Source organism: Psychrobacter sp. TPE 89C (assembly GCF_055522395.1).
The window spans coordinates 1-21,152 of sequence record NZ_JBVFXW010000010.1 but is presented as its reverse complement, the minus strand read 5'-3'; the positions used below and the strand labels follow the sequence as shown (position 1 = coordinate 21,152).

Genomic DNA, 21,152 nt, shown 5'->3' with positions numbered 1-21,152 from the left:
CTAGGCAGCTCCAACGTTAGCGAACAGTGTACGGTCTTTTACGATATCGCCACTGGCAGCGACTCGTTGCTTTTGTGCTTCAGCAAAATCAAGCATGCGCTGTAAAGGCTTTTTGGCTGCTACTGCCAGCTCAGGTGTCATTAGAACTTCACCGCTCTGATTAGTTAAGCATTGCTCAATACCTTTTAGGCCGTTCATTGCCATCCATGGACAAAACGCACAGCTCTTGCAACTGGCACTTTCGCCTGCAGTTGGTGCGGCCAAAAATCGCTTGGTGGGCGAGCGCTTTTGCATCTCGTGTAATATGCCCAAATCGGTAGCAACGATAAAGGTATCGGCATCCATCTCATAGGTTGATTGCAATAGCTTGCTAGTAGAGCCGACCACATCCGCCAGCTCAACGACGCTATCAGGTGACTCAGGATGTACCAAGACTTTAGCGTTTGGGTATTCTTCTTTCAATTGAAGGAGTTCAGTGGCTTTAAACTCATTATGTACAAGGCAAGATCCTTGCCAAAGCAGCATATCTGCGCCAGTCTCACCAGCGATGTATTTACCCAAATGGCGATCAGGCCCCCAAATGATAGGCTCGCCTTGAGCATGTAAGTGACGGACGATGTCGATACCAACGGACGAGGTCACTACCCAGTCTGCACGTGCTTTGACCGCAGCGCTCGTATTGGCATACACCACAACGGTACGCTCAGGATGAGCATCACAAAATGCGGAAAACTCATCAGCAGGGCAGCCCAAATCAAGCGAACACTCGGCTTCTAAGTCTGGCATCAGTACCGTTTTTTCCATACTCAATATTTTTGCCGATTCACCCATGAAGCGTACGCCTGCGACCACCAATGTCTGTGCACTATGTGCTTGACCAAAGCGTGCCATCTCAAGAGAATCGCCAACACAGCCACCAGTCGCCAATGCCAAATCCTGAATAAAAGGATCGACATAATAATGCGCGACCAGTACGGCATTGTTGTCTTTTAATAATTGCTTAATATTTTCTTCAACCACGATACGTTCTGAACGAGGCAGATCCGCTGGCATCTTAGCCTTGGCATACTCGATATTCATTTTAGTCGCAATGCGGTTGTCATTGCTCATGATGGGTGCGTCATAGGGATAAGTTTTCATAAGTGCAAACCTTGTGTGCAATAACGACACGTCATATGCCGCTAAAAATGATACCAACTTCAAAACTATGATTAGCCGTATCAAAATCGTTCAGCCTACTGAGAGTAGTACTAATACGCATTTTTCTTGCTACTCTAATTTTTAAAAGGAATACAAGCTGACTAAATACAGCTTTAACGTAAACGAGTTTTTATTATGCTCATTTTGAGCATAAATACAAGTGGTTTTTTATATTCTACTTTCTGTACAGTAGGTATTTATGAAAAATACGCTCTATCACTTTTGCCTTCAGACGCTTATATTTACATCGGTAGACTATGATATTTTCAGATTCAAGCTATACTGATTCGTACGATAAATAACAAGTGTAGTGGCTTTCTTATTGCACGCTCAAAGTTAAAAGGTAATTACTAACATCATGACGTTGTCTTATTCACATGCGCATCAGCAGGGTAGCGGTACTACTGAGGTTGTTGCAGTTTTGGTTGCTATTACGGATCATACCGCCCGGGTTTTAACAGTTGATCAAGGCAAGTTATTGCCCAATGGACCACTCATGCCATTACATCGCTCACTGCAAGCTGGTGTGCGCCAATGGGTTGAGGAACAGACGCAGCAACCACTTGGCTATTTGGAACAGTTATATACCTTTGTTGATACCAATAGGCGTAATATTGATGGCCATGCATTGGTTTACGTAAGCTACTTGGGCTTGGTGCAAGAGACGCAAATGCAGGCGCTCCAAAGCAAAGCCCTATGGCGAGATTGGTACGATTATTTTCCATGGGAAAATCACCTAGATGGTATGCCAGCTATCATTATGGATTTTATTGTGCCGGCATTATTGGACTGGGCAAATAGTGTGCCAGACTCAATTGCTCAGCAGCGCCGTCGTCGTCAGCGTATTCATTTATGTTGGGGTGTAGATACTGAGGTTTTAGACTCGGCTCAAGATAGAAATACCTATCATCAATCAAGCACTACTAACGGTTATGACTGGGTCTCAGAGCATGTATTACTGCGCTATGAGATGCTTTATGAAGCAGGACTGATTCCAGAATCATCTAACTATCAGCCGCAAAAATTGCCAAAGCATTGGGCACAGATCATAGGTACACCGATGTACTATGATCATCGCCGCGTCATTGCGACAGCGATCTCAAGACTGCGCGCCAAGATTGAATACCGACCGCTTATCTTTGGTCTGATGCCAGATGTCTTTACGTTGTCGCAGCTGCAGCAGAGTGTAGAAGCGCTCTCAGGCGTGCGCTTGCACAAGCAAAATTTTCGCCGTCTGCTAGATTCACAAAACTTAGTGACAGAAACAGGGCAGAGTAGTAGTGCGCAACGTGGTCGTCCTGCCAAGCTTTATCGCTTTTGCCACGATATCGAATTGCAAAGTTTATTGATGGACAGCAAATTGCCTAAACGTAAATAGGTTTAAATAAGCGGTAAATGCTCTCACGTTTTTATGACTATCCGCTTTTAGCCATTGCATGAAATACTTCATTTCCTTGCGGTACTGTCAACTTTACGCTATATTTATGCTCATTTTGAGTTTAATTAAATTGAACCGATATCAATATAATGCGTATATAGGGGTGACAAATGACTGTTAAAAAAGAACCTGCATTGGATGAAGTGTTGTTAAGACCTTTGGTAGAAGCTGCCTTAACTGAAGACTTGGGCAGACGTGGTGATGTAACGTCTCAAGCGACTATCCCTGCTGACCTGCAAGCAAAACTAGAGATTAAGGCGCGGCAAGCAGGCGTGATATGCGGTATGGACTTGGCGCGTTTATCATTCGCTCTGGTTGATGCTCAGATTGAGTTTATCGCTCAAGTAGATGATGGTGAATCGGTTGAAGCTGGCACAGTATTGGCCATTGTCAGTGGCAATGCACGTCATCTATTGACAGCCGAACGCACTGCGCTTAATTTCATGACGCACCTCAGTGGCATTGCTACAGATACCAGAAAAATTGTAGACAGTGTGGCGCAATATCCTGCGCAAATTACTTGTACACGTAAAACCATACCAGGCTTACGCATTGTACAAAAATACGCAGTACGCTGCGGCGGCGGGCGCAATCATCGTCTAGGGTTGGATGATGCTATTTTAATCAAAGACAATCATATTGCCATCGCTGGTGATATAACAACAGCCATTCAGCAAGCCCAAGGTTTTGCTGGTCATCTAATTCCTGTGGAAGTAGAAGTAGATACTTTAGAGCAGCTAGAGCAAGCGTTGGATGCTGGTGTGAGTTTGGTGCTTTTGGACAATATGTCCCCTGACGTATTATCAAAGGCAGTAGCCATGTGTAAAGGTCGCGCCAGAACGGAAGCCTCAGGCGGTATTACTCCTGCGACCGTGGAGGCCACCGCCAAGACAGGCGTTGATTTTATTGCGATGGGTTATCTAACGCACAGTACCACTGCATTGGATATTGGCTTGGATTTTAGCGCATAGGTTGGCGACTGAATTTTCATGGTAAAAAGTCTATTTATCTTATGTATAAAGCTGATTAGAAGCGTTGCTCTGCACTTAACTTTTTAATGAGATGGTACAGAGGAATTAGGGCGTGTCTTCATTTTTAACCCATTTAACAGTTATGATTCGAATTAAGGACACGCCTTAAGCAAAGTTAATGATTTTATTAGCTTATCTGCCTATGTTACAATACAAGCTACAATGCTATTTTTAGTCAGATATTGTTTTAGTCAGATATTGTTTTAGTTAGATATTGTTTTAGTTAGATATGGGGTCATCGTTGCACTCGCACGATGGCCTTGCTTTTTTCAGCAGTTGTATCAATAGACAAGCGAGCGCTCAGTGAATACTGAAATCATTAAGATAATCTTAGCCTTTATGGTATTGATTAATCCCTTTAGCGCTTTGACGTTATTTTTGGATTTGACCCGCGGTTATTCAATGAATAATCGACGTAAAGTCGCGCGTGTGGCTTGTTTGACGATTTTTATCACCATCAGCTTTTTTACGGTCGCAGGTGAGACGCTACTAAAAGCGCTTGGTATCTCAATTGGCTCGTTTCAGTTGGCAGGTGGTATTTTGGTATTTTTGATTGCCCTGAATATGATGAATGGCGATGGTAATCCTGTTAAGCCTGATCAAGAAAACTTCGATGTCGATCATGTACAAGATTCCCCAGTATCAATGGCAGCAGCTGTCGTCCCTCTCGCTATTCCAATGATGATTGGGCCGGGCGGTATCTCAACGGTGATTATTTATTCCTCACAAGTTTCTGGCGTACTGCAAGTATCGGCCATATTAATAGCTGGGTTGTTGATCAGTTTGTTTTGTTATTTGGCATTAATGGCAGCAGGTCGCATTAGCCGTTTATTGGGTGATACGGGACTCAATATTATGAGTAGAATCATGGGTATGTTATTGGCGGCTGTCTCTATCGAAATCATTGTGGGCGCGTTACGCACCTTATTTCCTAGCTTGGTATAACAGCTTTATTTGTTAAGCCATAAAAAAAGGATTGCTATAAAAAGTACCTAATACAAAAAATAAAAAGCCAAATACGTTTCAGCGTGTTTGGCTTTTTTTGTGAATAGTATATATAGCGGCCATATTAACCATAGTCGGTTCAATATAATTTGGATACAAGGAAGGCGAGTGAAAGTACTACAACTCGTAGACTAAGCAAGCCTGACACCGTATCCAATTTATAGAGGATTGACTATATTAACTATTATATAAATGCCACGCCAAGTACAGCATCAAGATACCCACCAATCCGTCAAGTATATTCCATGCCTTTGGTTTGGAAAATAACGGTCTAAGCAATCGTGCAGCATAACCCAAAGCAAAAAAGAAAAAGAACGAAGCACTGATAGCACCCACACCAAAGGCCAGTTTACTACTAGCACCCGTTGAAACCATACCGACGAGCACCAATGTATCTAGATAGACGTGCGGGTTGAGCCATGTAAAGCCAAAACACAGCAACAGTGCTTTTTTCAAGCTAGTAACGGCCTGACCATCGACAGTTAACGCATGTGAGCGTCGCACACTAGCATATAAACTTTGCAAACCGTAAACCAGCAAAAACAACGCACCTGCGAATCTGGCGATATCTACTGCATGTGGATAACGAGTGGTTACAGCACCAAATCCAGCAACGCCTGCTGAGATTAACAACGCATCACTAACGGCACAGAATAAGCAGATAAAAAAGATGTGTTCACGTTTAATGCCTTGTTTAAGTACAAAAGCATTTTGTGATCCAATTGCTAAGATAAGCGATAGCCCAAGCAAAAAGCCAGAGGTATAATCAGTCGCGTTCATAGTAAAGTGCTTATCATTTAGAGAGTAGATGTTTTTAGGGTACAGGAATATTGACACTTTGCTTACTGGCAGTGCCAAAAAAAGCTGTTAAGATACGTCATTGAATCAATATATGCAATACTTGCACAATACGAGTGCACGGAACGAGAGGCAAAGTAGGTCATGGTGGTAAGTTTGACAAGAATGCTAAAGTCATTTGGGCAAGCTCAAGAAGACCTGCCAACACAAGCGGCTAAAAATGCTCAACAGATGAATGTCAGCCAAGATATAGAGGTGGAAGATAGCAATGATGAAAACGATCAAGCTATCAGTCAGCGCTCTGTGCTTACGCCACCTGAGCGTGCAGGTCGTATTCGTGATGCATTAGCACAAGTGAGTGATATTCGAACGCCGACGCCCTTGACCGATCGCTATTTGTCCAATCGTGCCCAAATGCGCCCGACCAATAGACCTCCTTTTGACCCAGATACTTTGTGGTATCTCAAACATGGACGCTGTCCGATTATGACTGAGCTTGTTGATGTGGTCGATGAAGCCACCCTAAATGCCATGCCTATTGAGGCTGTCGCGATACTAGACCGAATTAATGGTAAATTAAAGCGTTACCGTGAATGGAGCAGCGAGCTCAACGAGCAGCAACAGCAGCAACATAATGAGCGTCAGTTTGTTATAGATAAGCTGGTGTCGGAGAGCATTCCAGAAGCGCTACATCATTATGAGCAACTACAACGGTTTAGCCCGCATCGTACCAAAAACAACACGGTACAAGGCAAGATGACCGCAGGCGATATGTTGACCGATTTGTTTCTTGAGATTGATTATGAGCTTGACGAGTTGTTAGATGAGTTGCATCAGACGGTGATGAATCGTTTGGCTTCTACGCATCGTTACGTTAAAAGCCGCACAAAAAGTTAGTTAGTAATGACTTAAATGATCGCTGTTCACTTGAGACGGTTAGGTGTTATTAACTATAATCGATGCAAAACGATATGACGCATAACAGCATGATACACAACAATATAGGGCTTTAATAAAGCCTTATTTTTTTGTTTAATAAAAGCATGACCAATCAATATAATTAGCGACGTTCAAATCGCTATGCTTAAAGTATGAGCCAAAATAATAAAGAATTTGCCAAACCATTCTGCCAAATAACAAGGACAACCTGATGACCCAAGTGACTGCGATACTCGTGATGTTTGTACTGTATGGGGTGCTACCAGCCGCTGGGTTATATCTGGGGTATCGCGGTATTAAGAAAGTCACAGCGCCTAAAATGCTCGAATACAAAGCGATGCCGCAGTTGGGTTATATCCCTGAAAAGAGTTTGCCCATTGAGGTCAAAACAGCCCTCGACCAAATAAATGAAAAAGGTGAGAAGCTGCGTGTCATTTATGGTGATACAAATAATGATGGAAAGATTGATGATAAAGATACCGTAACCGAAACGTATATTATGATTCAAAATTTAATGGACAGACATGTACCGCTTGCGGTGGCGGACTATTGCCGCTTGCATGATTTAGATGGTAAGGACGGTGCACTCGCTGATACGACCAAGATTAAGCATTCTAATGTCACTGGTAAAGAAGCGCTATTAGATGTACTAAGTACGATTAATACTCAGTTTGACGATTTGCTCAATGCTTCCTATCATCAAGATGGACAAAAGCTGCTCGCGACCAATCGCTATCTACAAAAACGCTTTGACAATCCTACTGGTAATACGGAGATTCGAAAGCTCGATAGTAATGTTAGCAATGCCAGTAGTGATGTGAGCAGTGATGTAAATATTCAAGCGATTGAAAGTCCGATGGGTGCAAATGTGAGTGCTAAAGACATTAAACTATAAATACAGAGCTATATGATCAAAGGATAGAATAAAGAGTAAGCGTATATGAGCATCTTAATAGGGATTGGTATTGTCACGACAATCACCACCTTTTACTTGGGTAAAAAAGGCTGGCACGCGCTTCACAAAGCCGTCGGTATCACCCCAGGTGTGCTCATTTATCAGAATGATGATGCACCGTTATCATTGTCTCAGCTTAGTTGGCAGCAATTAAATTTAAATAAGAAACACCTAAAAAATTTGCCAGAGCCGCAACTGCGCCAACTACAACGCATCGATGAAAAAGTGACTCACTATCAAGCGTATCAGAAATCACTAAAAGCTCAGCATAAAACGCATGCCATAACAGAGCAGCAGTTTGTATTAAACAAGATGCTGCATACGCGGTTACCTGAAATGCTAGCCAGTCATCACCAGCTAGTGACTGTTAATATAAGCACTGACAATATAAGTGCTAACAGTGTGAGTAACGACAACAAAGCGGAAGCTAGTGAGTTATTACAGAGTGTTCTAAACAATATTGAGCAACGTTTGGATAAACTGCTAGCGCAGATGGATGAGCAGCAGTTGCAGGAATTACGAGTAATGAAAAACTATATCAATAGTCATGATAGCTAAGTCTATGTCGTCAGACTTACAACGACTTGCTATAAATGACATAAAAAAAAGCTGCCAATGATGAATAATCACTGGCAGCTTATTTTGTACACTATTCTTAGTTTATAAAAGCTCTACTAAAAACCTAGATTAACGCTTGTCGTTGCGGTCACGGGTATTGCGCGTACCACGGCTGGCAGGGCTAGCACTGCTTTTAGGTTTTGCGCTGCTGTTACGATTGTCGCTACCACTGCGGCTATCGCTACGACTGTCAGTAGCGCGACGCGCTTTAAGCGGCTTGCTTCTGATACGCTCTTGCTTCTCTTTCGCTGCGCCATGCAGACCTGTACCATAACGAGGACGCAAGCTTACTAAATCGGTCAAGGTATTGATGTCTTTTCTGTCGAGTTCTAAGAAACGACCAGTACGTAGCTCTTTTGGTAGGGCAATCGTACCGTAGCGCGTGCGTAGTAGACGGCTTACTTTTAGGCCTTGTGATTCAAACAAGCGACGTACTTCACGGTTACGGCCTTCTTTTAGCTGGACGTGATACCACTTGTTGACGCCTTCACCGCCACCGTCTTTGATATCTTCAAACTTTGCAAGGCCATCTTCTAGCATGACGCCAGCCGTTAATGCACGGGCAATCTCAGGTGTCACTTCACCCAATACACGTACCGCATATTCACGAGTCACTTCACCAGAGGGATGCATCAAGCGATGCGCCATTTCACCATCATTGGTAAACAATAACAGACCCGTTGAATTGATGTCTAAACGACCGACCATGACCCAGCGATCATGAGTCAGTTTTGGCAAACGCTCAAAAACGGTTGGGCGACCCTCTGGATCTTTAGCAGAGCAGACTTCGCCTTCAGGCTTGTAGTAAGCGATAACACGGCGACGCTTCTCATTTTCAGAGGTGTATTTGATCTGACGGCCATCAACGCGAATCTCATCGCCTTGTTCAACACGATCACCGATGGTTGCTGGGCCGTTATTGACAGTGACGCGACCAGCTTTAATGACTTCTTCCATCTGACGGCGTGAACCAAGGCCCATGCGGGCGAGGGCTTTCTGTAATTTTTCGTCTTTCATAATCATAACCTTGAGTCGGTGGGTTTACATTTCTCAATGTAAAAAATTGGACTGACTATTATACGTCATTTAGTACCACTTATGAGTGGATTTACAAATTATTATGCTGGGTTACGTTACTAAAGCGTGTCTTTAGTCTGCACTACCTTCCTTGTTTGGGAAATTAATTTCACTTTTAGCACCATTTTTGAAATGAGGACACGCCCTAGCGTGTTTTCTCAATCTGAACAATAAATGCTTATACAAGATGAGATGCACTTTGATGAGAAATATTGCAGATATTAATGGATTATTTCAAGTGTTCACTGTCACTACTTTTATAGCAATTTTGGCTGAAATTATAATATAGTTAAAAATATATTGATAATAGCAACTATCGATTGTTATAAAACTTTTGTCTTGTTATTATATTCACTTAAGCGGATAATGTGACCCCTATTTTATCTTACAAATATGGGCGTGAGCGACGGTAACAATTGGTTATCTACTTTTGCTTTTGAACGCTTTATATATCAAATTTTTTGACGTTTTTGTAAATTATAATGTCATCAAACTCAAGTGCTTATGTTATCATATGTTATTATTTTGTTGCATATGTATAATATAGTTGCAGTAAGATTGTTAAATGTGTTTCTTAGTTGTTATAAGGTTTTATAAGGTTGTTACTATGCACCACTCCTCAAAGATTGCTTGTTTACTACTGGTCATACTTTCTGGTCTTTTATCGGGTTGTGCTACGACGGTAAGCAGTGGACTCAAATCTGGCAATTTACCACCAGTGGGTGATTTCACAGCAGAAAACGGCTTGCAGTTCAATATACAGCCTTTGAGTTTAGCGACGTTACCAGTCAAGCAAGCGCCCAAAATTAGTAATGATATTTACCAATTGATCGAGACTTCTGGTCGGGTTGATTATCGTATTGCTCAAGGTGATATTTTGAGCATCAATTTAGTGGGCTATCCAGAGCTAACGCCTGTAGCAACCACTACTAGTACCAATCCGTACGCCTCAGGGTTTCCAGTCGACCAGCAAGGCTATATACAGTTTCCATTAATAGGACGTATAAAAGCCAGTGGTATTAGCGTGCCGCAATTTACGGCAAACCTACGAGGGCAGCTGCAACGCTATTTAAAGTATTCAGATCCTCAGGTCAAAGTGATTAATTACCGTGGCAACAAGTTCTTTATTGATGGTGAGGTTAAGCAGCCCGGCGAGTTTGCGATTGCGGACACGCCTGTATCGTTATATGGCGCGATTTCTATGGCAGGTGGTGCGACGGTGACAGGCGATTCAAACAGTATCGTATTGAACCGCAAAGGTCAGAATTATAACATCGGCTTGCAGTCACTACGGCAGGTAGGGTCTTCAGGAAACCAAATCTATTTACGAGATGGCGACTCTGTGCATGTCAATAGCCAGAGCCGTAATAGAGTCTACGTGTTGGGTGAGTTTGGACAAGTTGAGCCAGTGGATATTCCTGAGCAAGGACTGAGCCTGTCTCATGCTTTAGGCGAGTCAAGAGGGCTTGACTCTAGTACTGCCAATGCGGCCAAGATATATATCGTCCGTGACAATCCTGATTATCAGCGCACCAATATCTATTATGTCGACATGCAGACCATTACCAGCTTTGCGCTCGCCAACCGTTTTGATATGCAGCCCAATGATATTTTGTATGTTGATCCCACAGGTCTGGCACGCTGGAACCGCGTTATCAGTGCGATATTGCCGTCTACCTCTGCAATCAACGTTATTTCAGGGTTATAAGCGAAACGAGATATTATGGCATTTGATAACATTTTAGTGGTCTGCGTGGGTAATATCTGCCGCAGTCCCATAGCCGCTGCGATCATGAGTGAGCAGTATCCAAACAAGCATATTGACTCTGCAGGGGTGTCCGCTGTGGTCGGTCATCCTGCTGACCCAAAAGCAATTGAGCTGATGGCAGCGCATGACACCGATATAAGCCATCACATTGCCAAGCAGATTAATCAAGAGATGACCATAGTGGCAGATCTCATTTTGACCATGTCAACCAACCAATCTAAATGGATTGAAGACCAGTGGCCACATTGCCGCGGTAAAGTTTTTAGAATTGGTCATTGGTTAGATATAGATATCGCAGATCCCTATCGTCGTGATGTAGCCGTATTTGAGAGTGCCAGAAAAAACATTATCAGTAGCCTTGAGCTGTGGGCTGACAAAATTAGTTGAGTAGAAAATATATGATGAAAGAGTCACAGAAATCCTCACAACCTGTCAGCGATCGAGATAACGATGAGATTGACTTATTAGCCTTGCTTTGGGTGTTGTTACGTGGCTGGAAAATGATCATTATTTTTGCGCTACTAGGTTTGGCACTTGGTGTGCTGTATAGCCGCTATGTAAACCCAACATTTAAAGCAGATGCCTTATTGCAACTGGATGAAAAAGATCAAGGTATCTCAGCACTTGGTGCAAATATCTCTGAGTTAATTGCACCAGAAGTCAGTAAAGCGCAGACAGAATCAGAGCTCATCAGATCGCGAATGATTTTAGAGCCAGTGGTCAATTTATTGCATTTGCGTATTCGTCTGGATGATCAAAATGTCAGCGCTATCGATAGAATCAAAAAAGATCGTATCGATGTGCAAATTAATACGACTGAAGGCGTTGCGCTAGAGACGGATAGTGGTCAAGCCAACATCAGCCAGTTTAATGTCTCACAAGCATATCTAAATCGTCCGTTTACTTTGGTCAGGACGGAGACTGGGTTTTTACTCAGTAATGGGCTTGACGACTTTAAAGGACAATTGAATCAACCGCATCAGTTCAAAGGGGTGGACGGGGCGATTCAAATTACGGTCAACGATTTACCTAGTGTTCAATACCCTATTAGTATCACCAAGCAGTCGCTACAAACCACGACCGATGCCATCAACAGTGCATTATCAGTAGTAGAAAAAGGTAAACAAACGGGTATTATCCAAATGTCGCTGACAGGGGCAGATCAAAAGCAAGTCAGCTTAATTTTAAAGCAAATTGTTCTATCGTATGTCGATCAAAACCAATCTCGCGGTTCTGAAGAAACGACCAAGACTCTCACCTTTATGGAAACTCAGATTCCGGCACTCAAACAAAAGCTGGAAACGTCTGAGATTGCATTCAATGAGTTCAGAAAAAAATACGGCACTATTGATGTGGCTAAAGAAGCTGAGTTATTGGTAACAGAAAGCTATCAGATCGATGCCCAGCTCAATGAATTAAAGCTCAAAAAAGCAGAGTTGACCACTTATTACACAGCAGAGCATCCGTTGGTGGTTCAGATTAATGATCAGCTAAAGGTGCTTAATGCTAGAAGACAAGAGATTGATGCAACCGTCGGTCGTCTACCTGAGATACAACGAGAGTTTTTAAAACTATCGGAAGATGCTGCTATCAACAGAGAAATCTATCTGACGATGCTCAAAAACTATGAGCAGTTAAAAATCGTCAAAGCAGGCCAGATTGGTTTTGCTCGTATTATCGATTTACCGATTAGCACCTTTAACGCCATTGCGCCCAAAAAGCTGCAAATATGGATACTGGCACTGCTACTTGGCGGTATGCTCGGTACGATGCTTGTATTGCTCAAAAACTTGCTTCGTAATGCAGTGAAAGACCCTGAGCGTTTAGAATCCAAGACGGGTGTGCCTGTGATTGCCACCATTCCACGCTCAAAATCATTGCTACGACTCACCAAAAACAAGCTAGCCCCTCATAGACTACTGGCTTACGTCGACCATGACAGCTTGAGCTATGAAGCTATCAAAAGCTTGAGAACGTCGTTGATGTTTGGTATGCCAACACAAGGGCAGAGTTATGCAAGTGATACAAGTGGTAAAGGCGATATCGGCTCACGTGCCAAAGTCATCCTAATATCTGGAGAAAGCCCAGGGGTCGGTAAGTCGTTTATCGCCGCCAATTTGTCCGAGGTGTTTTCTCAGCTGAATAAAAAAGTACTCATCATGGATGCGGATATGCGTCTGGGTGAGTTGCACAAGATATTTAAGATTGAACAAACCACTGGACTGGCTGAGTATTTCTCGCAAGAGGACAATACCATTACCAATGTTATTCACCATACCAGTATCGATAACATTGATTTTATGCCACGTGGTCATCATCCGCACAATCCTTCTTCACTGTTGGCCAGCGATAAGTTCGGTGCATTAATGACACAGCTGATGACGAGCTATGATTATATTGTCATTGACTCACCACCAGTATTAGCCGCGTCAGATGCGATGATACTGTCACAGTACGCAGATAAAGTGTTAATGGTGACCCGATACAATGAGTCACTAGAAGGCCAGTTGGCATATGCAATCAAGCAAATGAATAAAGCCAATGTACAGGTAGACGGTATTATTTTAAATGATATGCAGCAAGGCATCATGGATAAATACAGCTATCACTACAGTTACGCGTATGGTAATAACAAATAGCTATTGTTTCATACGTTATTGTGTCAGCCATTATTACTCCTGCTTTATTAGTCCTATTACGTACTTCATTCACTTAAATGGTTATATGTTATGTCTATAGAATCACAGCCGTATCAGACTAACCAAAATGCCAAAGTCAAAGGATCGCAGCGTATTGCGGACTATTTGTTAGCGCTACCTCGCAGTAGCAAACGAGCAGTTTTGTTATCGGCTGATTTGGTGATGTCCATGGTTTGCTTATATCTGGCGATAGCCATGCGATATGGCTACTTGGGTAACCATATTAGTCTATCGGCGCTTTTTTTATGCGCGGTGGTACCCGTCATTGGCTTATATACTATCGGATTCTATAAAGGTATTGCTCGTAGCTTCTTTGATGCGATGATGGGCAATGTATTACAGCTATTCTTTGTATTGATCGTCGTGGCTCAAGTCGTGCTTTATTTTAAACTTATACCAGGTATGCCGCGTGCGGTACCGCTGCTATATCTGTTCTTATTTTTTATATGGTTATGGAACAGTCGTTTGAGCATCAAAGAGCTACTGGCTCGCTTGCAAGGGCAACGTTCACAGCGTAATCATATGAGTGCCTATGATAATGTGCTGATCTACGGGGCTGGTGAAGCTGGACAAGAGCTGCTTGAAGGTCTAAAAAATCTGCATAAATATAATGTTGTGGCTTATATCGATGATGATGCTCAGCTAACGGACGCTTATCTATTCGGGAAGCGGATATATAATGCTGATGCACTGTTAGAAGTCATCTCAGATCTAGCTATTTCGCAGGTGTTTTTGGCAATGCCCGGCATAAGTCGTACTCGTAAAAGACAAATAATAGATAAGCTGTCGAATACCTCTGTAAAGATTCAGGACTTACCAAGTCTACAGGAGATTGCAGACGGCAAAGTCACTGTCAGTAGTATGCGCCAAGTGGATATATTAGATGTGTTAGATCGGCAGACTGTCGAGCCAGATGCCGACCTATTACGCAAAAACATCACTGGTAAAAACGTACTAGTCACCGGTGCTGGTGGTTCTATTGGTAGTGAGCTGTGCCGACAAATCGTTAAAAATAAACCAAAGTGTCTGGTGCTGTATGAGCTGTCAGAATTTGCCTTATACAGTATTCATCAAGAGCTGATCGCAAAATGCGCCAATAACAGCGATTATCAACACATTAAAATTGTAGCCATTATTGGCAACGTCACTAACGAAAGCAATTTAGTCAGAATATTCAATATTAACCATATAAATACAGTATATCATGCGGCTGCGTATAAGCATGTCCCTATCGTAGAGCACAATCCTTTTGAGGGTGTTATCAATAATACTAAGGGTACGTATCACTGTGCTCGTGCTGCAGTACAGGCCAATGTAGAGACCTTTGTACTGATCTCGACTGATAAAGCGGTGAGACCGACCAATGTAATGGGCGCGTCTAAGCGCATGGCAGAGCTGGCTTGTCAGGGCCTAAGCAATGCGGTTAAGCGTCAAGGTGTTACAAGCCATGGTGTTACAAGCCATGGTGTTAAAAGCCATGGTGTTAAAAGCCATGGTGTTAAAAGCCATGGTGTAAGCGACGACATCGATAGCGTTATCAATGCGAATAGCAAGACTCGCATCAGTATGGTGCGCTTTGGCAATGTGCTTGGCTCATCGGGTTCGGTAGTGCCAGTATTCACCAAACAAATCGAGCAAGGCCAACCAATAACGGTCACCCATCCTGATGTAACCCGTTATTTTATGACCATTCCAGAAGCTGCAAACCTAGTGATTCAGGCAGGCGCAATGGCAGCGGGTGGTGAGGTGTTTGTTCTCGATATGGGTGCGCCCGTCAAGATTGTAGATTTGGCAAAACGTATGATTTATCTGAGTGGCTGTACGCCTAAAGACGATGAAAACCCAGATGGTGATATCGAGATTGTATTTACAGGGCTAAGACCAGGCGAAAAGCTGTATGAAGAGCTGATCATCGGTGAAGACAATGTGGAGAGCACCAGGCACCCGCTTATCATGCAGGCGATCGAAGACAGCTTTGCGTTAAGTGAGATTGAAGCGGTATTATCTGAGCTAATCAGTAAAGCACAGCACCATGATGTCAGCTGGCTAAAGCAGCAGTTTGAGCATTTTGTAGTTGGGTATCAGTCAGAATCTGCACCCGAAAAAACAGTAAAATCTACCGTTATAGAAGTCGAAGGGGTTTATTAAAAAAAGATGACAAATATGACTAATATTAAGATAGCCGTTATTGGCCTAGGGTATGTTAACCTGCCATTGGCTGTTGAGTTTAGTAAGTAATTTTTAGTAGTCGGCTTCTATATTAATGCTAGTCGTATCGCCGGATTTATCATTAATATTCAGAGTACGCTAGGTCATATATCGCAGTGGAACACTGCTGCGTTTAGGCCTGGTATATATAAGTTTTATTATAAAATAATCAGTAAATCTCTATAAATAATAAGTAGGTTTCTATGAGAATATTAGTTACGGGCGGTGCTGGATTCATTGGTTCTGCTGTTATACGTCATATTATCAACAATACCAATGATGATGTGTTAAATATCGATAAATTGACTTATGCAGGTAATTTAGAGTCACTCAAAGAGATTGATCAAAACTCGCGATATATATTTCAGCAGATAGATATTTGTAATTCAGAGGCAATGACAGAAGTTTTCAATAGTTTTATGCCTGATCTAGTTATGCATTTAGCAGCAGAGTCACATGTAGATCGCTCCATTGATGGACCTGCTGAGTTTATCACTACTAATATCGTAGGCACTTATATTCTATTAGAAGTAGTACGTCATTATTGGCAAGGTCTTGATCAGACTAAAAAATCTCAGTTTAAGTTTCATCATATCTCTACAGATGAAGTCTATGGTGACCTAGAAGGTACGACAGACTTGTTTACTGAGTCAACGCCTTATGCACCAAGCTCGCCTTATTCAGCATCTAAAGCCAGCTCGGATCATCTAGTAAGAGCGTGGCAGCGCACTTATGGTCTGCCAACGTTGATCACTAACTGTTCTAATAATTATGGGCCTTATCACTTTCCTGAAAAGCTTGTTCCGTTAGTAATACTCAATGCGCTAGATGGAAAAGCTTTACCCATCTATGGCAGAGGCGATCAAATACGTGATTGGTTATTTGTGGAAGATCACGCACGTGCATTATATAAAGTAGTCACTGAAGGGCAAGTGGGTGAGACTTACAATATTGGTGGACATAACGAAAAACAAAATATTGAAGTAGTTAAAAAGATTTGCCAAATATTGGATGTGCTAAAACCTCGTACTGATGGCATTCAATATGAGTCATTAATTACATTTGTAAAAGACCGCCCAGGGCATGATTTGCGCTATGCAATTGATGCTAGCAAAATTGCCAATGAGTTAAATTGGACGCCGACAGAGACGTTTGATAGTGGTATTAGAAAAACAGTTGAATGGTATTTAGGTAATTTAGAGTGGTGTCGTCGTGTACAAGATGGCAGTTATCAACGTGAAAGATTGGGAGCAAGTGTGTAATGGAAACTACCACAACGAATACTAAAGGTATCATCTTGGCAGGCGGTTCGGGTACGCGCTTATATCCGATCACTAAGGGCGTCTCTAAACAGTTACTACCTATCTATGATAAGCCAATGATTTATTATCCTTTATCGGTACTCATGCTAGCAGGTATTCGTGAGGTACTACTTATTAGCACGCCAGATGATATTGAAAGCTTTAAGCGTCTATTAGGTGATGGTAGTGATTTAGGTATCGAGATTAGTTACATCGTACAACCAAGCCCTGATGGTCTCGCTCAAGCCTTTATCTTGGGTGAAGAGTTTATTGGTGATAGTAATGTTTGCTTAGTACTTGGTGACAATATCTTTTATGGTCAGGGCTTTACTCCTTTGTTAAAGCAAGCAGTCAATCGTCAAGCAGGCGCGACTGTTTTTGGATATCAAGTTAAAGACCCAGAGCGTTTTGGCGTAGTGGCATTTGATGAATATAAGCGTGCGATTTCGATAGAAGAAAAACCCTCTAAACCTAAATCTAATTATGCAGTAACTGGTTTATATTTTTATGATAATGATGTCATAGAAATTGCTAAAAAGGTAAAGCCATCAGAGCGTGGTGAGCTTGAGATTACTACAGTCAATCAGATGTATATGGAACGTGGTGATTTAAATGTCGAGCTGCTAGGTCGAGGGTTTGCCTGGCTAGATACGGGTACGCATGAGAGCTTATTAGAGGCAGCGCAGTTTGTAGAAACTATTGAAAAGCGTCAAGGTTATAAGGTTGCTTGTTTAGAAGAGATAGCACTCAATAATGGTTGGTTGACCAAGCAGAAAGTGGCTGAGATTGGGCAGACTATGAGTAAGAATGCTTACGGCCAATATTTAATTTCTTTGGCTCAAGAGTAAACATTATGATACCAGTTACTAAAGCTTATCTACCTAACAAAGCAAAATATCAATCCTATGTTGATCGTATTTTTGAGAGTGGATGGTTGACTAACAATGGTAGCCTGTTGCAAGAGTTAGAAGGGAGGCTCGCAGACTATTTAGGAGTTAAACAGATAATCCTAGTAGCCAATGGTTCGTTTGCTCTGCAACTTGCCTATAAGGCATTAGCGTTAAAAGGTGAGGTCATTACTACACCTTTTAGTTTCGCAGCTACCACTAGTACTCTAGCATGGGAAGGATTAACACCAGTTTTTGCTGATATAGATCTAGAGAGCTTCAATATAGATCCTATTGAAATAGAAAAGCTAATAACACCAAATACTAGCGCTATTGTGCCTGTACATGTATTCGGTAACCCATGTGATGTTGAAGCAATTCAAGCCATTGCCGATAAAAATAATCTAAAAGTCATTTATGACGCTGCGCATGCTTTTGGTTCAGAGTATAAATCTCAGAGCGTTCTAAATTACGGTGATATTAGTACACTTAGCTTTCACTCGACTAAGCTATTTCATACTGTCGAAGGTGGAGCTGTCATTACTGATAATGATGAGCTAGCCAAAAAAATTCGCTTGATGATTAATTTTGGTATTAGTAGTCCTACTTCTATTACGTCACTGGGTACCAACGCTAAAATGAATGAGTTTGAGGCGGCTATGGGCTTATGTGTATTAGATGATATAGATACGATTAGACAGCGACGTGAAGATATTTGGCAGGTTTATACTAATAAGTTGTCCACTACATTCAAAATGCAGCAGTGGAATAAATTTGGTAAAAATAACTTCGCTTATGCCCCAATAGTTTTTGAAAGCGAAGAGCAGTTACTTAGAGTCGAAGCTGAGCTTAATGAAAATAATATTCTTCCTAGAAGATACTTTTATCCAAGTTTAGATACGCTACCTTATCTAGACAGTAAACAGATTTGTAATAAATCGAGAAGTATAGCCAGTCGAATTTTGTGCTTACCTATATATCCGACTTTAGAAAAAGAAAATATTGAAGAAATTATAAATCTAATTAAAGAGAGTTAGTATGGCATTTTTAGATAATGAGAAAATAAAGTCTATGGGCTTTAAATCAGTCGGTGAAAATGTTCTTCTTTCAGATAAAGCATCTTATTATAACTGTAAGAATATTAGTATTGGCAATAATACTCGTATTGATGATTTTTGTGTTTTATCAGCTGGTGAAGGTGGCATTGAAATAGGTCAGCACGTACATATTGCCATTGGAGTAAGTATAATAGGAGCCGGAAAAGTCTTAGTAGATGATTTCGCAGGACTTTCTTCAAGAGTCTCAGTCTATAGTAGTAATGACGATTACAGTGGCATGTTCATGACAGGCCCTACCATACCTGTTGAATTTACAAATGTAACAAATGGGCCAGTTACGATTGGTAGGCATGCGATAGTAGGTTCAGGAACGGTCATATTACCAAACATAAATATTAGTGAAGGTGTCGCTATTGGTGCTTTAAGTTTGGTTACCAAAGACTGTGAAGAGTTTGGTATCTATATGGGTATTCCTGCTAAGAAGATAAAAAATAGAAAAAAAGATTTGCTTGCATTGGAATCTGAACTGATTCATAAATGAAAAATATCAATTCAATAATTTTCAAATACTAGTTCAAAAGTAAATATCTAATTTAGAAATTTTTCAAGAATTAATAAGAGATATAAACTTACTATAATTTTGAACTAATAAGCAAATGAGAAAAATGAAAAACCCCAACCTTAAGATTAATATTATAGCTAGTTATATCAGTCAAATATATTTGATTGTCATTAGTATCGCTATTTTGCCTATTTATATTAAATATATGGGAGCAGAGGCGTATGGTTTAGTGGGTTTTTTCGCTATGCTGCAAGGTTTGTTTAGTTTACTTGATTTCGGCTTGACTCCTACGATTAGCCGTCAAACGGCACAATACAATGCTGGTAAAGAAACTACGCTAAACTTTAGACGCCTGTTTAGAGCATTGAGTCTGATATTTGCAGTAATTGCAATTATTGGTGGTGGAGCACTATTTTTATTAGATAACTATATTGCTACGCACTGGTTAAAATTAGAGGCTTTGAGCATTAACGACGTATTGTTCTGTTTAGAGGTAATGGCTGTATGTATAGCCTTACGTTGGATGACAGGCTTATACCGTGGAGTGATATCAGGGTTTGAGCAGATCGTTTGGTTAAGTATAGCTAATATTGTGATTGGTACTCTGAGATTTCCAGGCGCACTATTATATATGTACTATTTTGGTTTCAATATAAGAAGCTTTTTTGTTTTTCAGCTATTAATAGCATTATTAGAGTTTATTATATTGGCGACTAAAAACTATTTGCTATTACCTAAGACCAAAGCCAGAGATATAATTGGTTGGTCTATTAATCCGATTAAACCTTTGTTAGGGTTTGCTCTGACTATTGCAGTAACTTCTTCAGTTTGGGTGTTGTTCACTCAGTTAGACAAATTTATACTTTCTGGGATACTACCTTTAGCGGACTATGGCTATTTCACTTTAGCCGTACTGGTAGCAGGTGGTATATTACAGCTTAGTGCCCCTATTAGTGCCCCTATTATGCCACGAATGGCAAGGTTAGAAGCTGAGCAGCAGCATGATCAAATGCGCCAAGTTTATCTAGATGCTACGCAGTTTATAGCTATAGTAGTAGTTACTGCGGGTATTGTGCTTGCTGGGGTAGCACATTCTGTATTATATGCTTGGACAGGAGATGCCAATATAGCATTACAAGCAGCACCAGTCTTACAACTGTATGCGCTTGGTAATGCGTTATTAGCCTTGGCTGCTTTCCCTTATTACTTACAATATGCTAAAGGTAATTTAAAATACCATTTTATTGGGAATATTGTGAGTGTCGTTATTTTAGTTCCTACTATAATTTGGGCAGCTACACATTATGGAGCTATCGGTGCGGGGTGGGTATGGTTTTTAACTCAATTAAGTTACTTGTTATTTTGGGTCAGCTATGTGCATAAAAAAATTGAACCTACTATCAATATATTATGGTTTAAAAGTTTTTTACCTAGTATTGTAACAGTATCTATCTTTGTATTAGTAGCTACAAGTTGGATAGAACATTCTGGTGATCGACTTACTATTTTAATTAAAATTGTTTCAGTTAGCATTTGTAGTGTAATACTTGCAATGCTAAGTTCTATTCGAGTCCTAAATATGTTAAAAAAATATATTAAGAGATTTGT

18 protein-coding genes are annotated in these 21,152 nt (G+C 41.2%); 15 read left to right on the top strand and 3 right to left on the bottom strand.

The genetic code is table 11. The features are described from left to right. Entirely contained in the window at positions 1 to 1,140 is a 1,140-nt protein-coding gene (gene nadA / locus ACZW67_RS05105; RefSeq protein WP_465182398.1) for a quinolinate synthase NadA, read from the bottom strand. 418 nt (positions 1,141 to 1,558) lie between these two features. Here nadA and ACZW67_RS05100 point away from each other — a divergent pair, with 418 nt between their 5' ends. The 3 genes from ACZW67_RS05100 to ACZW67_RS05090 all read left to right on the top strand — a co-directional run bounded on the left by ACZW67_RS05100 (position 1,559) and on the right by ACZW67_RS05090 (position 4,614). Continuing rightward, a complete protein-coding gene (locus ACZW67_RS05100) occupies positions 1,559 to 2,578 on the top strand; it encodes an NUDIX hydrolase (protein WP_465182397.1) in 1,020 nt (339 codons plus the stop codon). A 170-nt stretch (positions 2,579 to 2,748) separates the two neighbouring features. After that, a complete protein-coding gene (gene nadC, locus ACZW67_RS05095) occupies positions 2,749 to 3,609 on the top strand; it encodes a carboxylating nicotinate-nucleotide diphosphorylase (RefSeq protein ID WP_465182396.1) in 861 nt (286 codons plus the stop codon). Between the two features lie 363 nt (positions 3,610 to 3,972). Further along, the gene (locus ACZW67_RS05090) at positions 3,973 to 4,614 is read left to right on the top strand and encodes a MarC family protein (protein ID WP_465182395.1); all 642 of its coding nucleotides are present in this window, start codon (positions 3,973 to 3,975) and stop codon (positions 4,612 to 4,614) included. 237 nt (positions 4,615 to 4,851) lie between these two features. Here the strand turns inward: ACZW67_RS05090 and ACZW67_RS05085 are convergent, their stop codons facing one another. Further along, positions 4,852 to 5,454, bottom strand: coding sequence for a LysE/ArgO family amino acid transporter (locus tag ACZW67_RS05085; RefSeq protein WP_465182394.1), 603 nt, complete (start codon positions 5,452 to 5,454; stop codon positions 4,852 to 4,854). Positions 5,455 to 5,637: 183 nt separating this feature from the next. On the opposite strand from ACZW67_RS05085, the gene ACZW67_RS05080 reads away from it, so the two are divergent. The 3 genes from ACZW67_RS05080 (at position 5,638) to ACZW67_RS05070 (ending at position 7,924) form a co-directional block, all read left to right on the top strand. Then, positions 5,638 to 6,369: a hypothetical protein gene (locus ACZW67_RS05080; RefSeq protein ID WP_201548557.1), complete on the top strand. Its 732-nt coding sequence runs from the start codon at positions 5,638 to 5,640 to the stop codon at positions 6,367 to 6,369. A 253-nt stretch (positions 6,370 to 6,622) separates the two neighbouring features. Then, on the top strand, positions 6,623 to 7,306 hold the full coding sequence (locus ACZW67_RS05075; RefSeq protein WP_465182393.1) for a hypothetical protein: 684 nt from the start codon (positions 6,623 to 6,625) through the stop codon (positions 7,304 to 7,306). A gap of 45 nt (positions 7,307 to 7,351) precedes the next feature. Then, positions 7,352 to 7,924, top strand: a complete 573-nt coding sequence (locus ACZW67_RS05070) for a hypothetical protein (protein ID WP_465182392.1) — start codon at positions 7,352 to 7,354, stop codon at positions 7,922 to 7,924. A gap of 129 nt (positions 7,925 to 8,053) precedes the next feature. On the opposite strand, the gene rluB is transcribed toward ACZW67_RS05070, so the two are convergent. Further along, positions 8,054 to 9,001, bottom strand: a complete 948-nt coding sequence (gene rluB, locus ACZW67_RS05065; protein ID WP_194362818.1) for a 23S rRNA pseudouridine(2605) synthase RluB — start codon at positions 8,999 to 9,001, stop codon at positions 8,054 to 8,056. Between the two features lie 667 nt (positions 9,002 to 9,668). On the opposite strand from rluB, the gene ACZW67_RS05060 reads away from it, so the two are divergent. The 9 genes from ACZW67_RS05060 to ACZW67_RS05020 form a co-directional block, all read left to right on the top strand. Continuing rightward, a complete protein-coding gene (locus ACZW67_RS05060) occupies positions 9,669 to 10,769 on the top strand; it encodes a polysaccharide biosynthesis/export family protein (RefSeq protein WP_465182391.1) in 1,101 nt (366 codons plus the stop codon). Between the two features lie 15 nt (positions 10,770 to 10,784). Beyond that, positions 10,785 to 11,216 (top strand): low molecular weight protein-tyrosine-phosphatase, encoded by a 432-nt coding sequence (locus tag ACZW67_RS05055; protein WP_465182390.1) that lies wholly within the window; start codon positions 10,785 to 10,787, stop codon positions 11,214 to 11,216. Between the two features lie 11 nt (positions 11,217 to 11,227). Beyond that, positions 11,228 to 13,468: a polysaccharide biosynthesis tyrosine autokinase gene (locus ACZW67_RS05050; RefSeq protein ID WP_465182389.1), complete on the top strand. Its 2,241-nt coding sequence runs from the start codon at positions 11,228 to 11,230 to the stop codon at positions 13,466 to 13,468. Between the two features lie 90 nt (positions 13,469 to 13,558). Next, positions 13,559 to 15,676 carry a polysaccharide biosynthesis protein gene (locus tag ACZW67_RS05045; protein WP_465182388.1) on the top strand — a complete coding sequence of 706 codons (2,118 nt, stop codon included), beginning with the start codon at positions 13,559 to 13,561 and terminating at the stop codon, positions 15,674 to 15,676. A 263-nt stretch (positions 15,677 to 15,939) separates the two neighbouring features. Next, positions 15,940 to 16,998, top strand: coding sequence for a dTDP-glucose 4,6-dehydratase (gene rfbB, locus ACZW67_RS05040; protein WP_465182387.1), 1,059 nt, complete (start codon positions 15,940 to 15,942; stop codon positions 16,996 to 16,998). Next, positions 16,998 to 17,885 (top strand): glucose-1-phosphate thymidylyltransferase RfbA, encoded by an 888-nt coding sequence (rfbA, locus tag ACZW67_RS05035; RefSeq protein ID WP_465182386.1) that lies wholly within the window; start codon positions 16,998 to 17,000, stop codon positions 17,883 to 17,885. Before rfbB ends, rfbA begins: the two co-directional genes overlap by 1 nt. Before the next feature lie 5 nt (positions 17,886 to 17,890). Then, positions 17,891 to 18,961, top strand: coding sequence for a DegT/DnrJ/EryC1/StrS family aminotransferase (locus ACZW67_RS05030; RefSeq protein ID WP_465182385.1), 1,071 nt, complete (start codon positions 17,891 to 17,893; stop codon positions 18,959 to 18,961). Position 18,962: 1 nt separating this feature from the next. Next, a complete protein-coding gene (locus ACZW67_RS05025; RefSeq protein WP_465182384.1) occupies positions 18,963 to 19,523 on the top strand; it encodes an acyltransferase in 561 nt (186 codons plus the stop codon). A gap of 124 nt (positions 19,524 to 19,647) precedes the next feature. After that, positions 19,648 to 21,152 (top strand): oligosaccharide flippase family protein (locus tag ACZW67_RS05020; protein WP_465182383.1); only part of this gene is annotated, 1,505 nt, incomplete at its 3' end.

Bases quoted from the DNA above. Each gene is read 5' to 3' on its own strand.
- ACZW67_RS05070 (WP_465182392.1), top strand. From the start codon at position 7,352: ATGAGCATCTTAATAGGGATTGGTATTGTCACGACAATCACCACCTTT.
- rluB (WP_194362818.1), bottom strand. From the start codon at position 9,001: ATGAAAGACGAAAAATTACAGAAAGCCCTCGCCCGCATGGGCCTTGGT.
- nadA (WP_465182398.1), bottom strand. From the start codon at position 1,140: ATGAAAACTTATCCCTATGACGCACCCATCATGAGCAATGACAACCGC.
- ACZW67_RS05080 (WP_201548557.1), top strand. From the start codon at position 5,638: ATGCTAAAGTCATTTGGGCAAGCTCAAGAAGACCTGCCAACACAAGCG.
- ACZW67_RS05025 (WP_465182384.1), top strand. From the start codon at position 18,963: ATGGCATTTTTAGATAATGAGAAAATAAAGTCTATGGGCTTTAAATCA.
- ACZW67_RS05045 (WP_465182388.1), top strand. From the start codon at position 13,559: ATGTCTATAGAATCACAGCCGTATCAGACTAACCAAAATGCCAAAGTC.
- ACZW67_RS05060 (WP_465182391.1), top strand. From the start codon at position 9,669: ATGCACCACTCCTCAAAGATTGCTTGTTTACTACTGGTCATACTTTCT.
- ACZW67_RS05075 (WP_465182393.1), top strand. From the start codon at position 6,623: ATGACCCAAGTGACTGCGATACTCGTGATGTTTGTACTGTATGGGGTG.
- ACZW67_RS05085 (WP_465182394.1), bottom strand. From the start codon at position 5,454: ATGAACGCGACTGATTATACCTCTGGCTTTTTGCTTGGGCTATCGCTT.
- ACZW67_RS05050 (WP_465182389.1), top strand. From the start codon at position 11,228: ATGATGAAAGAGTCACAGAAATCCTCACAACCTGTCAGCGATCGAGAT.
- ACZW67_RS05030 (WP_465182385.1), top strand. From the start codon at position 17,891: ATGATACCAGTTACTAAAGCTTATCTACCTAACAAAGCAAAATATCAA.
- rfbB (WP_465182387.1), top strand. From the start codon at position 15,940: ATGAGAATATTAGTTACGGGCGGTGCTGGATTCATTGGTTCTGCTGTT.
- ACZW67_RS05055 (WP_465182390.1), top strand. From the start codon at position 10,785: ATGGCATTTGATAACATTTTAGTGGTCTGCGTGGGTAATATCTGCCGC.
- nadC (WP_465182396.1), top strand. From the start codon at position 2,749: ATGACTGTTAAAAAAGAACCTGCATTGGATGAAGTGTTGTTAAGACCT.
- rfbA (WP_465182386.1), top strand. From the start codon at position 16,998: ATGGAAACTACCACAACGAATACTAAAGGTATCATCTTGGCAGGCGGT.
- ACZW67_RS05100 (WP_465182397.1), top strand. From the start codon at position 1,559: ATGACGTTGTCTTATTCACATGCGCATCAGCAGGGTAGCGGTACTACT.